This window comes from Streptomyces sp. 1114.5 (assembly GCF_003635085.1).
In the GTDB taxonomy this organism is placed as follows: Bacteria; Actinomycetota; Actinomycetes; order Streptomycetales; family Streptomycetaceae; genus Kitasatospora.
Genome location: NZ_RBXE01000003.1, coordinates 764,234 through 778,260, shown reverse-complemented (window position 1 = coordinate 778,260; position 14,027 = coordinate 764,234). Strand labels below are relative to the sequence as shown.

The window sequence follows — 14,027 nt, the reverse complement described above, 5'->3', positions numbered from 1 at the left end:
CACCTTGCGCCGGCCGCCCGGCAGCCCGAACTCCACCTCGGTCGCCCAGGAGCGCACCGTGCCGACCCCGCCCGCGGCCCCGGCGCGCTGCCACCCAGAACGAACGCGGTGATCGTCTCGTTCACCGCCATCGCGTGCTGGGCGCCGGAGCGGCCCGCACCCCGGGCCGTCGAGCCTGAACGGCGACACCGGGACGGCGAGACGGCGCAGCGTGGCCGCGAGGCCGCGAGGGCGCGCCGTTCGGCGCCGGTGAAGCCGGTGCCGACGGAGCCGACGAACTGCAGGCGGCCGGTTCGGCTTCGGCGCCGGCCAGGACGGCCCGCAGGGTGTCGCCGCGGGGCCGCCGGGCAGCCGGCCGCCGACCACGAGGTCGGCGGTGCGGAGGGAGGCCTGTGGGCCTCCCGCATTCAGCGGCATGGATCAGACCTTGGAAACGATCCAAGGCAGGTCCCTGGTGACGACCAAGCCGCCGAGGCCAGTTGCTGCACCAGGCACCACCCGCCAGACCACCTGCTCGGCCCGGCGGCGGCTCCGAGCGAACCCCACGGAGGTAACCGGCAACTCCTGCCGCCCCTTACGGTGACTCGCTGCACCAGGGCCACCGCTCTTCCCTTCAGCGTTCAACTCCAGGCTGGAGCGGTGGCTCATGGTGAGGCTTACCCTCGATCCCAGTGATTCTTAAGGCTGAGTATCGATTGGCCATGCCATCTTCAGACAGGAACGCCTTTTACCTTGGCGCCAAGGCTCTCTGGGGCTGTCGGCGATGCACGCTCAAGGACAGGTGCCCATGAAATCTCCCGAAGAAAAATCCCGACCACGAACCAGGGCGGCCACGTCCAGGGGGAAGTTCGATGCCGACCGGGAGCTTCGGGAAGACCCGGTCAACGGGCACTGGATTTCCGCGGTCGGGGTGCCGTCAACGAGCGTGTCATGAGCCCCAACTGCGGGTGGTCTTTGGTCTGTTGTGCGCGTTGGTCTGGGTTTGTCCTGCCGTGCGGGGCCATGGGCGCAGCCGGTGGGCGTGGACGAGCTGGTGGAGCACTGGACGGTGCTCGATGATGAGGCGGGACTGCGAGAGCATCCCGTTCACAACGCCGCGTCGATCCTGGTCGCCGTCGAGGTCTCGGCCCGCGCCCGCGGCCGTCACCGCCGAGGGCAGCCGTATCCGCGCCGGCCGCTGACCGATCAACAGCCGGCCGTGCCGACAACCCATGCGGGCGTCGGCACGGCCGTACACCCACGCCCGAAGGAACACCTTGCGACCCACCACCCGCATAGCCGCCACCCTGGCCATGCTCGCCGCTCTCACCGCCTGTGCCGGCACCGCCACACCCACCACGACGGCCACGGACGACAGCCCGCCCTGCGGTGGGCCGCACCCATTCCTTCTCGCCGACCACGCCACCGGCAACACCCTTGTGCCATGCACGCGACATTGACGGCATCGAATCGCCATCGGCTACGCGATGATCGACGCCCCCAACGACAACATCCCTGACCAGGACCGACGCGACGCGATGCGCCAGGTCATCACCGTCATGTGCCAGTCCCCCACCGCCCCGAAGACGCACCGGTGACCGACAACACCCGCGCCCTGATCGCGACACACGTCCCGGCATTCCGCCATAGCAGCAGCCACAGCAGTGGGTCTGTCAGAGGTCTGGCCAAGGTGGGGCTGGTAGCCGCCTCACCTTGGCCGGACCCCATCACGGCCGCTGACAGGCCGTGAGCTCGTTTGGAGCCGTGCACACGGTCGTTACTGACGTCGGCTCGTCAGGGTGAGGTTGAGGTGTCGAGATTCAGGCCTGTGCCGGCCATGAAGCCGTCGAGGGCGTCGGGTCGGAACTGCAGGCGCTTGAGCCGGTGACGGACGAGGGCTTCGAGCCGGTGACGGACGAGGGCTTCGAGTCGGTCGAGGGCCCAGGTGATCAGACCTCTCGCGTCGGCCCCGGCCCTGCAGCTGGGTGAGGCTCCGGCTCCAGGTGCCGTCGCGCTGCCGCGCCGGAAGAGGCCGTAGACGGTCTCCCACTCGCCGTGGTGTGCAGGATCGTCCCGCCAGGGCGCGCCGGTGCGCGTTCGCCGGCGTATGCCGTTGATCAGCCGGCGCTTCGACCGGACTGGAGGCCGCCGCGGCTTCTTGCCCACCGGCAACAACGGCTCCGGCCTGGCCCATTGCTCGCTCGTCAGATCTTCACACGCCACGAGTGGATCATGATAGACCTTGATCCACTGATAAGACAGGCCCAACCCGCAGACGCACCCGGCGAGCCTGGGCTCCTGGACGATGGGACGGTCCTGTGGCCGCTGAGGGACCCGTCGCGCGCGGCTGTGGAATCCGGCAGACGTCGGCTCGGGTCCTCACCTGCCTGCCGGCGGCCGCGGCTGCGGGTGCCACTCGGTGAGCAGGATCGTGGCGTCGTCGCGCAGCTGCTGGTCCTGGTGGCGCAGGATCTGCTGGATGAGGCGGCGTAGGGCTTCCGGCGCGGGCAGCCCGTCGGTCATGGCGCGGACGACGGTGTCGGCCAGGCGGTGCTCGCCGAAGAGTTCGCCGCCGGGCGAGCGGGCCTCGGTGACGCCGTCGGTGAACATCAGCACCCGGTCGCCGGGCTGCAGGCGGGCGGTGTGGACCTGCGGCGGGGAGCGGCGCTGTCGAGTCCCAGCGGCAGGTGCGGGGGCCGGTCGAGTGCGCCGGTCACGATGCGGCCCTCGCGCAGCAGTAGCGGTGCCGGGTGGCCGCAGTTGATCCAGTCCAGCCGGCCGGTGGCGGTGTCCAGGTCGGCGATCAGGCAGGTCAGCAGCCGGTCGGGGATCCACCGGGCCAGGGTGCGGTCGATTTGCTCGGCGATGTCGACGAGGCTGCCGCCGGCACGGCGGGTGGAGCGGCAGGCGGCGAGAGCCACGGCGCTGCAGCCGCCGGAGGCGAGGTCGTGGCCCATGGCGTCCAGCAGGGTCAGGTGCAGGAGTGTGCCGGCCAGGCTGTGGTCGAAGGCGTCACCGCCGATCTCGTACGCGGGTTCCAGGACGGCGGAGGACGTCACCGCCGTGGTGCCGATCGTCCGCGGCGGCACGAACGCCCAGAGCAGCTCCGCCTGCAGCGTCATCGGCCGGGTGCGTACCGTCTGGATCAGGACGTCGCTGCAGTACTGCTTGGTCGCGAGGATCATGGCCGTCAGGGATGCCAGGGCCTTGCACCGCACCAGCATCGCCGCATCCAGGACCGGGGCGGCCACCTTCAGGACGCCGATGCGTTCAATGCCGTCCACCAGCGGCAGCCAGCCCCGCCCGGTGTCCCTGTCCGCAGCGGTCTGTACGGACTCGGTGCGGTAGGCGCGGCCGGCCAGCGAGGTGTCGACCGCGATGGTCTCCAGCTGGACCGGCCTCCCCTGGACGAGGAGTTCGGCCTGGTCCGGGCCGGGCAGGGCGACCAGTTCGTGTTGCTGCACGTCCGCCACGTAGACACTCGCCTGGGACAGCCCCAGCCGCACAGCGGTTTCCTGGACCAGCCCCGCGATCTCCGACGGAGCGATGCGGTGGGCCGCGGCCAGCACGTCCGCGAGAACCTCGCCCAGAACGGAGTCCTCGACAGCCACCCGTCCGCCCTCGCCGTAGATCGCGCCAGCCGCCGCGGCACTCGTCCTCATCATCGCGCTGCGTTGCCCGGCAGCCCGGTACCGACGCACGGCCCGGCCGGGTGAACGGCGGCCGCGCTGCGCGTCGGCCGGGTGTGACACGGCGCGGCCACGACGGCGAGAACAGCACAGCACCAAACCGTCTCGCTGGACAACGACGACGACGGCCGGCGCCAGTACGACGACGAGCCTTCCTCGCCCACCTGCGCTCCCCGCCGGTGCGCGTGCGCGAGGGCGCCGTCGAGCCGATGGCCGCCCTGTCCGAGGCCGGCCACACCCAGTCACTGCTGTCGCTGTGCCCGCACGACACGCTCGTGCGCGAGGCCCGAGAGGCCGGCATCGGGCACTTCTCCACCCGGATCGAGGGCCGCACCGGGTCCGGCGGCACCAAGGCCGCCCCGCTCGCCGCCCACCTCCACGCCACGGCCTCACCGGCCAGGGCCACCGGGTGCTGCCGGTCGGCGACGCCGTCGACGACACGGATGCCGCCCACGCCAACGACGCTCACGCGGTGCTGCACACCGGCGGGCTGCACCATCCCGGAGGACCGACAACCGGGCGGCGAAGCTGTCCGATGGCACGGTGGCGACCTTCCGGGAGCACGGCGGTGCGCGCGGGCCGTGGACCGCACGCGGCGGCTCCCCGGGGCAGCGAGCCAACCGACAAGGCCAACCGACAAGGCCGACCGGCCGGAGGGAGCGGCACGGTCCCGTCGTGGTCCGGCCCCGAGCGGGACCACGACGGGACCGGCCTGGCCTGTCAGTACGAGGCACTGGTGGCGCAGCGGCCGGTGTTCCCGTTGCACACGACGACGTACGACGTGCTTCCGGCGTCCAGGAGTTCTGCGGTCCACTGCGTGGCACCCCGGGTCGACGCGCCCGAGTGCCCGCCGTTCGATTGCCGGAGCTCCACGCGGCAGTAGTCGCCCATGGTGGAGGTCACGTAGCCCTGCACGTGGTCGTGCCCGCTGTAGAACGAGACCACCATGCCCCCGGCACAGCCGGGGACGTCGGCCGTGTAGGCGGTGCTGGCCGACGCCATCCCGACGCTGAGGCCCAGACCGGCGGCGGTGGCGGCGACGAGAGCGCCGAGGCGGACGGCGGTGCGCTTCCTGATCCGGGGCCGTGGGGCAGTGTGGCGGCCGGGTGGGTCCTTCGGCGACAGCGGCGCCGCGGCGCACACCGGGCGCCGGGCCCCCACCCGCCGGGCCGCAACCCGCCGGGCCCCAACGCGCGCGCCCCGGGAAGCACCCGGCGGCGGAGGCCGGGCGTGACCGCCGTCCGGACAACGGCGTTCGCGCTGGTGCCGGCGGTGGTGCGCAGCCGCGCGAAGGCGGGGCGCCCGGCGGCGGCCGGTGGTCACCCCGGGTGACTGCCGACGGCGGAACGGGCGCCGGGGGCGGGCGTTCCCCCGCCGGAGCGGATTCCTGCCCCGGAGCTCCGGGGCAGGGATCCGCTCCGGCTCAGTCCGGCGGTTCCGGTGTGCGGGGCTCGCCCGGTTCCGGCGCCGCCGGCTCGGGACGGGGCAGGGCGGGAGCGGGGTGCTCCGGTTCCGGCGGCGGCACGGGCACGCCTGGCGGAGCCGGGGGATCCGGCACCAGCGGGGGGCCGGACGGGTCGGCTGGGGCCGGCGGACGGGGTGTGGCCCCGAAGGGCGGGGCAGGGTCGGTCACCGCGTGCTCCGTATCGTCGTCGGGCCGGACTCTCGGACGAGCCGACCGCTGTGTGCATCCGGGTGCCCCCGATCTGCGGATTCATGCCTTCCGCCCGGGCGTGCTGCCGCTGCCGGAACCACCGATACCCCGGAGGCGCTCGCCGCTCACGTGGTCGAAACCCCCCTCGACGACCCCGGCCCCACGGAAACACCGGCAGGGCCGAAACACCGGGGGCCGCCCGGGATGCCCCGCCTCCCCCGGCTCAGCCCCGTCGCTGACCTGCTAGTATTCCTCTCATCGCGGGAGAGGGTGATCTCCCGTCAGGCGTCAGCGGTGCTACCAGAGCACGCCCTACTTTCAGTAGGGAGAGTCCGTGCGACCCGGGCCTGGCGCTCCACCATCGGATGAGGTCCGGTGCCCGAATCGGGCACCGGACCTCATCCGTGTTCGCTTGCCGGTACCGGCACGTGGTACGTCAACTCGTCGGGCAGTCCGACTCGAGGCCAGTTACGCCGACACTGCAGAGCAACGCAAACCAACCCCGCAGACCAGCAAGAGCCCCGAAGGGGGATGAGCCAGCCCCGGACCTGACATCACGTCACCCGCACCGGCATCAGCGGCGCCGGCGCTGCCCATCCCGCGGGGCGCATCACGTCGGCAGGCCGGTCGCCTCACGCGACCGGCCTGCTCTTCTGTCTGTTCGAATCCTTGGAGGGAGCCTTTCGAGGGGACTGCCAGCGTGCGGCGTGCTCAGCGGCCCGGGACCAGGCGGTCGACGTCAACCTCGGCCCAGACGGTCTTGCCCTGGCCGTGCCGCTCGGCGCCCCAGCGGTCGGCAACGCGCTCGACGATGAACAGCCCATGACCACCGGGAAGCCCCGGGTGGTGCGGGCGGCGGGGAACGGGCAGGACGGTGGTAGCGTCGCTGACCTCGATCCGCAGCCGCGCCCCAAAGGCATGAAGGACGAGCTCCAGCGGGCCGTCGGCGTGCATCATCGCGTTGGCGATGAGTTCGGCCACGAGCAGCAACACGTCGTCCACGACATCCGGGTCGACACCGGACACGGGTGCAGCCCACGACCAGTCGGCGAGCGTCTGACCGGTGAACTCACGGGCACGGGCGACGGGCCGGGGCAGACCGGCCAGATACAGCCGCCGCCGCTGGCCACCGGGCAGCAGCAACGTGCCAGCGTCGCACCGGCCGCCGTCGAGGGTGCCCCGGCTCGTCGTCATCTGCGGGTACCCCTTCCCTCTCTGCAGTGACGGATCACCCGGACGGCTTCCCACCGGTCCTCGGATTATGTCTCTCCCGCCCGGATCGGTCGCCCCTCCCAGCCGGATCGGTCGCCCTCCCGGCACCCACAGCCATACCAGGCACCCGGCCCGAGAGGACGTCATCCCGCAAGAGCAGCACGAACCGACGCGTGGACGGAGAAAACCACCTGCGCACCAGTCAGTTCCAGCACACGCCTCACCGCCGGGGCAGGGGCAGCCAGCCGGAGCTCGACGCCCACCGCCTGCGCCGACAAGCGGGTTCCCAGCAGCAGGTTCAGGGCTCAGGAGTCGCAGAACCCGACACGTTCAAGGTCGACCACAAGCACCGGCGGACGGACACCGACGAGCGAGGTCAGCGCCTCCTCGGCCAGTGCCAGGGTGTCGATCTCCAAGTCTCCCACCACGGGTGCAAACGACTGCCTCGGCGTCCGCCCGCCAGATATCCACAAGGACCCCGCCCACGGCAGACCCGGCCGTGAGCGGGTGGGCGGCCCTCAGAACGATGATCTACGACCCGTTCTCGGCCGCCATCGTCGTGATGGTCCCCTCCGAAGTGCTCTGCGAATGCTCTTCGACCATACGCAGCACACGACGGCCGGCCAAGACGCTGCGGCACCCCGACCCAACCCCTCCCCCCCGAGCCCCGCCCCCCTCCCCGGAGCCCCGCCCACTCAAGCGCAGGTCAGACCCTCGCCCAGCCGCCGCAGGGTACGGCTGAACAGCCGGGAGACGTGCATCTGAGACAGGCCAAGGCGGTCGCCGAACTGGGACAGGCCGAGGCGGTCGCCGATCCGGGACTGGGTCAGCCCTTCGGTGAAGCCCACCGACAGGATGAGGCGTTCGCGTTGCGGCAGGGCGGCGATGAGGGGTTCGAGCGAGATCAGGCCAACGACCTTGGCGAGCCACCGGTCCTCTACGCCGAGCCCGGCAGCAAGCGGGCCGAGGCCGTCCTCCTCGCCCGTGCCAGCGCCTATGCCGAGGGAGCCGACGAGGCACCCGTCGCCGGCGGTGAGCCCCTCGGCGACCTCCTCGCGGGGGAACGAGAGGTGTTCGCCCAGCTCGGTTGCGGTCGGCGCCCGGTCCAGCTGCTGGGACAGCTGTTCCTGCGCCTTGGCCAGGCCGATGCGCAGTTCCCGGAGCCGGCGGGGGACGTGGACGGCCCAGGTGGTGTCGCGGAAATGGCGGCGGACCTCGCCGAAAATGGTCGGCAGCGCGAAGGTGGTGAATCCGACGCCGTGGTCGGGGTCGAAACGGTCGATGGCCTTGATCAGGCCGATCGCACCGACCTGCATCAGGTCTTCGCGGAGGTGGCGCTGCGAGCCGAAGCGGCGGATCGCAGCGCCACCAGCGAGAGGTTCAGCTCGATCAGGGGGGACCGCACGCAGGAGTACTCCCGGGAGCCCTCCTCCAGGCCGGCGAGTCAGCGCAGCAGGACCCGGGTCAGCTCCCGGCCGTCGGCGGGCGCGACCTCGCGCCGATCCCCGATGGCGAGGCCCTCGGGCGGGAGCGCCCCGGCGGCGCCCCCGCCCGGAGCCTCGTCGCCTGCCCTGCTCGGGGGGCAGGGGCCTGCGGGAATGAGGAGTTCATCACTGGGCGCAGCCATGTCGATCCTTTCCTCTCTTCGGGCCGGTCCCCGTCCCGTTACCCGATGTCGGTGGATCGATGCCTCTGCCGCCTGTGAGGGTCCGGCGACGAAGGGCCGGGTTCGGCGTGCGGGCCGGGCAGGTGGCTGACGGACACCCGGGGCAGCGCGTGCGGGTGGTTCTCACGGATGTAGGCCACCAGATGCTCACGGAGCTGGCAGCGCAGTTCGAAGGCATCGTCGGCATTGGCCGACGTCGCCAGGGCACGGACCACGATCGTACTGGGCGTGGTATCGACGACCTGCAAGGCACTGCCCTCACCGTCCCAGAGCGGATTCATCGCGAGGAAAGCGTCGAACTCCTTCCGCAGCACAGCGACCGGGGTGCTGTGGTCGAGGTGGAGCAGGGCTGTGCCGGTGATCCGGCTGGTCCGGCGGGACCAGTTCTCGAACGGGCGGCCGGCGAAGTACGACATCGGCATGACCAGGCGTCGCTGATCCCAGGTGGCGATCACGACGGAGGTGAGGGTGATCTCCTCCACCGTGCCCCACTCGCCGGCCACCACCACGACGTCGTCTATCCGGGCCAGGTCGCCGAAGGCCATCTGGATACCGGCGAACAGGTTGGCGAGGGTGCTCTGCGCCGCCACACCGGCCACCACGCCGACCAGGCCGGCGGAGGCGAGCAGGCTGGTGCCAACTCCGCGGACGGCGGGGAAGGTCATGAGCATCGCCCCCACCGCGATCAGGGCGATGGCGGCCTGGCAGATCCGGCCGAGCAGGCCTGCCTGGGTACGGGCGCGGCCGGCCTGGGCGGGGTCGCGGCGGCGGACGGCAAGGTGGACGGCGCCGTCCACGAGCAGTCTGACGGCGCGTGCGGCCAGCCACGCGCCGGAGCAGATGGTGGCGAGGAGCAGCACGCGGCGCAGAGCGTCCTCGGCCGCGGATGCGGCGCCGATCCACGGCAGCGCACCCAGCAGGAACCCGCATCCGGTGACAGCCAGCATCGGCCGGCGGCAGCCGCGCAGCAGTCTCGGCGTGCCGCTGGTGGGCCCGTGGGCGGCCAGCCGCCGCGCGACGAGCTCCGAGGCACGGTTCAGCCCGTACGCGGCGAGCGCGGCGGCCGTGGCCACCACGAGCAGGCGGACAGCACTCCACCACACCGACCGGCTCCTTCCTCCCGTACGCCGGGGCTGCTGCCGCCGACCCGGACCGCCTGCCCGCTGCCACCGCGTTCAAGCGCCCTCTTTCTGCTCGAAGGGTGACGGGTGGTCGGCTGACGGACCGTCGTGGGGCGCTCCGGAACCCGGTGCATACACCGCCGTTGCGGGGGCAGGCGAGGGGACCGGCGGCCCCGCGGAGGTGGCCGCACCGGTCTGTGGAGGAGGAGCGATGGCTCGGATCGAGGAGTCCGTCGAGGTGCACGCGCCGCTTCCGGCGGTGTACGAGCAGTGGACGAGGTACGAGGAGTTCCCGGAGTTCATGCGCGGGGTGGTGAGCGTCGAACGGACCGGCCCCGGCGCCACCCACTGGGTGATCGACGCCGTGGGTGTGCGCCGGGAGTTCGAGGCCCGCACCGTCGAAGCCGTTCCCCGCGAGCGGGTCGCCTGGGAGAGCGTGGCCGGCGACGTCCGCCAGGCCGGGGTGGTGACCTTCCACCGGATCGACGAGGGCACCACCAGGCTCATGGTGCAGCTGGAGCTTGAACCGCCCGGGCTGCTGGAACGGCTCGTCGAGGCGCTGGGCTTCGTCGACCGTCGGGTGATCGACGACCTGAGGGACTTCAAGGACCACGTCGAGTCGGAGCGCCGGGCCGCCTGACCGGTTCGGCGTACGTACGAGAGAGAGGAGACAGGGATGAGTGAGGGCATCAACATCTGGGAGTTCCGCGACACCGCCGGCCACACCGCCGGCACCGACTTGATCGGCTTCCACGTGGAGGCCACCGACGGTCACATCGGCAAGGTGGACCGGCTGTCCGAGCACGTCGATGCCCAGTACCTGGTCGTGGACACCGGGCCCTGGATCTTCGGCAGGCTCGTGCTGCTCCCGGCCGGCACCGTCGTCCGCATCGAGCTGGGCGAGCGGAAGGTGTACGTCGACCGGTCCAAGGACGAGATCAGGAACAGCCCGCCGTACGACCCCGGTACGCCCGAGACCGTGCCCGCCCTGCGCACTCCCTTCGCGCTCTACTACAGCCCGTTCTACGGCAGCCGCATCCCCTGACCGGCGCGGCCCGGCGCCCTTGGACCCCGGCCAGGGGATGCGAAGGGCGAGGAGCGCAACGTCGTCCTCGTTGTCGGTGGGGCGGACCCGTTCCAGGAGCAGGTGGCAGAAGGGGTCCAGCGTGCGTTGGGCGAGGGCGGCGGCGTGCCGTCGCAACTGGAGGGAGGTGGTGCCGTCGGGCAGGGTGAACGCGTCGTACCAGTCACCGCCCACCTGCGAGGCGTGCGGGGGAGGGCAGGTAGCGGGCGGTCATCTGGAGGCCCGGGACGTTGGGCAGGTGCGGCAGCAGGTGCCGCTGCATGGCCTCCGCGACGCGGCGCTGCCGCTGGAGGACGGTGACGCTGGTGGAGTGCTCGTATCCGAGGGTCACCGCGACGCCGGTGGAGTGCTCGTATCCGAGGGTCACCGCGACGCTGGTGGAAGCCTTCGCCCCGCCGACGCCGGGGATCTGGATGCCGGCCTCGGCGCTGACGGTCACCGTGGCGGAGGCCTTGAAGGTGTCGGTGCTGGTCTTCGAGATGCCGGTGGTGATGGTGTCGCCGACCTTCTGGTTCAGCGAGATGACGTTGTCAGCGCAGGCCACCAGCGAATGGGCCCGCCAGGATTCGATGGTGTAGAAGGGGGAGTTCCCCAGCTGCCACTGAAGGTCCCGGCCCGAGACCCGGATCGCGGCGAACGGCACTTTCACCGACCGGTACTTCGTCCACCCGATCTTGTCGGCAGGCCTGTCGTGGCCGGTCAGGGACGGCTTGAACGGGTCCTTGCCGATCTCCCCGGTCATGGGCAGCGCCACAACGTAGGGCGGCTTGCTGCCCCAGCCGTCAGGGCACCACGCTTCCCAGCCCCGGCCCACTATCACCGGCCGGGTCACCACGCCGCCCGCCACCTCCTGCACTCTCAGGACCAGGCCGATCCCGGCGACTCCGGGGTTGCCCCGCGGGCCGTAGGACACACAGAGCACCCCGCAGTCAGAAGCGTGCAGGAGGAACCGCTCCAGTTCGGCCGTATGCAGGCGGTCAACTCCCTTCCCCAGAGCATCACCTGAGGTCCGTGGGCAGCGTCGACCGCGACGCAGTACAGCCTGTCGGCGATGAAGTAGCCCTACACGGCAGGCGCCGCAGGCTCGGTCCCGAACTCGACGCCCAGGGTGCCCGGCTCCCACGGTTCGGCCTGGAACCTGCGCAGCTCGGTCATGCCCGGCAGCACTGCGGTGACCTCGGCGATCCGCATGCCGAAACACACCGGCCCGACGCCTTCCAGAGGCATCAGCTCCCAGACCGCCCGCGCCGGCCTCGCCACAGCATCCCGAAGCTCTGCCGCCGCCATCCGTCACCCGTCCCATCCGCCCGAGCCTCCCCGACTCCCGGGGCTCCATCACCCCGGAATTACACCAGGTTCAAGATCGTTCACGGAACTCGCGCCAGAGCCAACTCCTACTGTCCCTTGACAACGGCGACCGCCGCCCTCGCGGGCCTCGCGGTCATCGCCGCGGCCACCACCTGGGCACTGTGGCCCGCCGTGCACCGCCCGCCGCGTCAACGAACCGGCTCGCCGTCCCGGCAGGTCATCCCAGGCCCGGTCCGATGGGCTGCCCGGTGGAGGCGCGCGGAACGAGGACGGGCCGAAGTCGCTCGGAGGCGGCCGGCTGACCGGCGATCAGCCGCAGCAACTGCCGGACCGCCCGCCTGCCCTGTTCGGCCATCGGGGAGCGGACACTGGTCAGCGGGATCGGCAGCTCGGCGGCGAGCGGGGTGTCGTTGAAGCCCGCGAGGGCGAGGTCCTGGCCGACCCGCAGGCCCAGGTCCCGGGCCGCCCCCATCGCGCCGATGGCGGCGAAGTCGTTGACCGCGAAGAGCGCGGTGGGCCGGTCGGTACCGCGCAGCAGGTCGGTGGCGGCCTCGCGTCCGCCGCGCGTGTCGAAGCGGCACTGCCGGACGCGGTACGCGGGCAGGGGAAGCCCGGCCTCCCGATAGCGCTCGACGAAGCCGGCGGTGCGGTCGGCGCCGGTGCTCGCGAAGGCCTCTCCGGCGATGACCGCGACGTCCCGGTGGCCGAGGGCCAGCAGGTGCTCGGCCACCAGCCGCCCGCCCAAGTGGTCGTCACAGGTCACGGCGGTCAGGTCGGTGGCGTCCCGGGCGTGCGCGGCTCGCCGGTTGACCAGGACGAAGGGGACCGCGCGCAGGGCCGGGTCGCGCAGCGCGGCACCGTCCAGGTGGGCGTCGCCGATGATCACGCCGTCCACCCGGCGTCCGAGCACCATGGTGAGGCGCTCGCGCTGCGTCCCGGGGTCGTCGTGGGTGTTGGTGACGAAGGTGGACAGGCCGTGCCGGGCCGCCTCCTCCTCCACACCCTCGTAGATGGTCGCGACGACGATCTCCGACAGGCGTGGGAACAGCACGCCGATCAGGTTGCTGCGGCGGGTGCGCAGGCTGGTGGCATGCGGGTTGGGCCGGTACCCGAGCTCCCGGGCGAGCGTGCGGATGCGGTCGGCGGTCGCTCCGGAGGCGGCGCGGCCGCGCTCGCCGGCCGGGCCGTTGAGGACCCGCGAGACCGTCGACACGTGCAGCCCCAACTGTTCGGCGATGCCCTGCAACGTCGCCGGACGGCCTTCACTCACCATGCCGACTCCCCCTTCCCCGCCCGGATGTCCTTCCCCCATTCTCGGGGACGGTCAGGAGTTCACGAGCCGTTGCCCGCCGTCAGGTACGGCAGGGACACCAGGGTGACAACTATCGCGATCACGGCGATGACGGCGAGGGCGGCAAGGAGCCCGAACAGGACCGGCCGGGCGACGGAGAACGGCAGCCGCAGACCCGGGTAGGCCGTGCGCAGGGCGCGTGGCCTGCTGTCGCGCTCGGGCGCCACGGCGATGGTGAACCCGGCCGGCCGGAACACCTTGTCGTCCAGGGTCTGCCAGTCCCAGTGCTCGGCGCGCAGCAGCACCGGGGTCTCCTGCGCCGTCCCGGACACCACGAGAAGCACCGACCCGCCCTTGGACCCGAGCACCGGGTGGGCGGTGGCGGCGGTCGGCCGGACCGAGGCGGCTCGGCCCCGGCGATCGATGACGGTCAGTCGGCCGTCGGCGTAACGGACCCGCTGGCGGCGCGACCGCTGCCGGCTGGACAGGCCGAGCCACGCCACGGCCGCCCCGGCCACCAGCACGACGATGAGCACGCCCGGCAGGGCGCCGACGCCGTCCAGGGCGGCCTGCACGACCACCCGGCCCGCGGCCAGCAGCAGGATCAGGCCGGCCACCGGACCTGCGACGACCAGCCGCCGGTAGGTCTGCCGTAACGGCAGAGGACGCAATTCCAGCTCAGACAAGGCTTCTTGAGTCATTGACACCCCTTTCGCAAGGGATCAGGATGCCGGTCCCAAACGTTTGGGTCAATGGGAAGGCCAAAGGTTTGGGTTGCCCCGGACGGCAGCGCCGGACAGGGGGATCGAAACCGAATCTCGCTCTCGGCCTGCGTGTTCTGCCAGGGCGACTTCACCGCGCTCAAAGCGGTCCGGCAGAACTACTGCAGCCCCCGCTGCCGCAAGGCCGCCGAGCGCGAGCGCGATCGCCGGCGCGACGAAGACCGTGCTCTCCGCCTCGGCGAGCCCGCTCGACGCGGGCCGGCGGACTCGACGAGCTTGAACACCATCGCGAGCGCGGCCG

Annotated in this window: 14 protein-coding genes and 1 pseudogene; 2 read left to right on the top strand and 13 right to left on the bottom strand. The window is 71.9% G+C overall.

Annotated elements, in window-relative coordinates; genetic code table 11:
- Positions 1-928 precede the first annotated feature (928 nt).
- The 9 genes and pseudogenes from BX285_RS35090 to BX285_RS35060 form a co-directional block, all read right to left on the bottom strand.
- Complete coding sequence (locus BX285_RS35090) at positions 929-1,348, bottom strand: hypothetical protein (RefSeq protein WP_121179536.1); 420 nt, start codon at positions 1,346-1,348, stop codon at positions 929-931.
- Between the two features lie 425 nt (positions 1,349-1,773).
- Positions 1,774-2,202 (bottom strand): transposase, encoded by a 429-nt coding sequence (locus tag BX285_RS37795; protein ID WP_183107348.1) that lies wholly within the window; start codon positions 2,200-2,202, stop codon positions 1,774-1,776.
- Positions 2,203-2,358: 156 nt separating this feature from the next.
- Positions 2,359-2,936 (bottom strand): annotated as a pseudogene (locus BX285_RS38965) (PP2C family protein-serine/threonine phosphatase).
- A gap of 1,452 nt (positions 2,937-4,388) precedes the next feature.
- Positions 4,389-4,670: a hypothetical protein gene (locus BX285_RS35075; protein WP_147465259.1), complete on the bottom strand. Its 282-nt coding sequence runs from the start codon at positions 4,668-4,670 to the stop codon at positions 4,389-4,391.
- A 1,363-nt stretch (positions 4,671-6,033) separates the two neighbouring features.
- Positions 6,034-6,516, bottom strand: a complete 483-nt coding sequence (locus tag BX285_RS35070; protein ID WP_121179118.1) for an ATP-binding protein — start codon at positions 6,514-6,516, stop codon at positions 6,034-6,036.
- Between the two features lie 161 nt (positions 6,517-6,677).
- Positions 6,678-6,824, bottom strand: coding sequence for a hypothetical protein (locus tag BX285_RS39675; protein WP_398901860.1), 147 nt, complete (start codon positions 6,822-6,824; stop codon positions 6,678-6,680).
- A 405-nt stretch (positions 6,825-7,229) separates the two neighbouring features.
- Complete coding sequence (locus BX285_RS35065; RefSeq protein WP_259470986.1) at positions 7,230-7,892, bottom strand: sigma-70 family RNA polymerase sigma factor; 663 nt, start codon at positions 7,890-7,892, stop codon at positions 7,230-7,232.
- Between the two features lie 86 nt (positions 7,893-7,978).
- Entirely contained in the window at positions 7,979-8,161 is a 183-nt protein-coding gene (locus tag BX285_RS38960; protein WP_097240902.1) for a hypothetical protein, read from the bottom strand.
- A gap of 38 nt (positions 8,162-8,199) precedes the next feature.
- Positions 8,200-9,303 (bottom strand): mechanosensitive ion channel family protein, encoded by a 1,104-nt coding sequence (locus BX285_RS35060; protein ID WP_121179535.1) that lies wholly within the window; start codon positions 9,301-9,303, stop codon positions 8,200-8,202.
- Positions 9,304-9,532: 229 nt separating this feature from the next.
- On the opposite strand from BX285_RS35060, the gene BX285_RS35055 reads away from it, so the two are divergent.
- A complete protein-coding gene (locus tag BX285_RS35055; RefSeq protein ID WP_121179534.1) occupies positions 9,533-9,961 on the top strand; it encodes an SRPBCC family protein in 429 nt (142 codons plus the stop codon).
- 36 nt (positions 9,962-9,997) lie between these two features.
- A complete protein-coding gene (locus BX285_RS35050) occupies positions 9,998-10,366 on the top strand; it encodes a PRC-barrel domain-containing protein (protein WP_121179533.1) in 369 nt (122 codons plus the stop codon).
- Positions 10,367-10,568: 202 nt separating this feature from the next.
- Here BX285_RS35050 and BX285_RS39670 read toward each other — a convergent pair whose 3' ends face one another.
- The 4 genes from BX285_RS39670 to BX285_RS35025 all read right to left on the bottom strand — a co-directional run bounded on the left by BX285_RS39670 (position 10,569) and on the right by BX285_RS35025 (position 13,690).
- A complete protein-coding gene (locus BX285_RS39670; protein ID WP_183107359.1) occupies positions 10,569-11,318 on the bottom strand; it encodes a hypothetical protein in 750 nt (249 codons plus the stop codon).
- Between the two features lie 149 nt (positions 11,319-11,467).
- On the bottom strand, positions 11,468-11,632 hold the full coding sequence (locus tag BX285_RS38950) for a hypothetical protein (protein WP_183107347.1): 165 nt from the start codon (positions 11,630-11,632) through the stop codon (positions 11,468-11,470).
- A gap of 298 nt (positions 11,633-11,930) precedes the next feature.
- Complete coding sequence (locus BX285_RS35030) at positions 11,931-12,986, bottom strand: LacI family DNA-binding transcriptional regulator (protein WP_121179530.1); 1,056 nt, start codon at positions 12,984-12,986, stop codon at positions 11,931-11,933.
- A 59-nt stretch (positions 12,987-13,045) separates the two neighbouring features.
- The gene (locus BX285_RS35025) at positions 13,046-13,690 is read right to left on the bottom strand and encodes a hypothetical protein (RefSeq protein ID WP_147465296.1); all 645 of its coding nucleotides are present in this window, start codon (positions 13,688-13,690) and stop codon (positions 13,046-13,048) included.
- Positions 13,691-14,027: the final 337 nt, after the last annotated feature.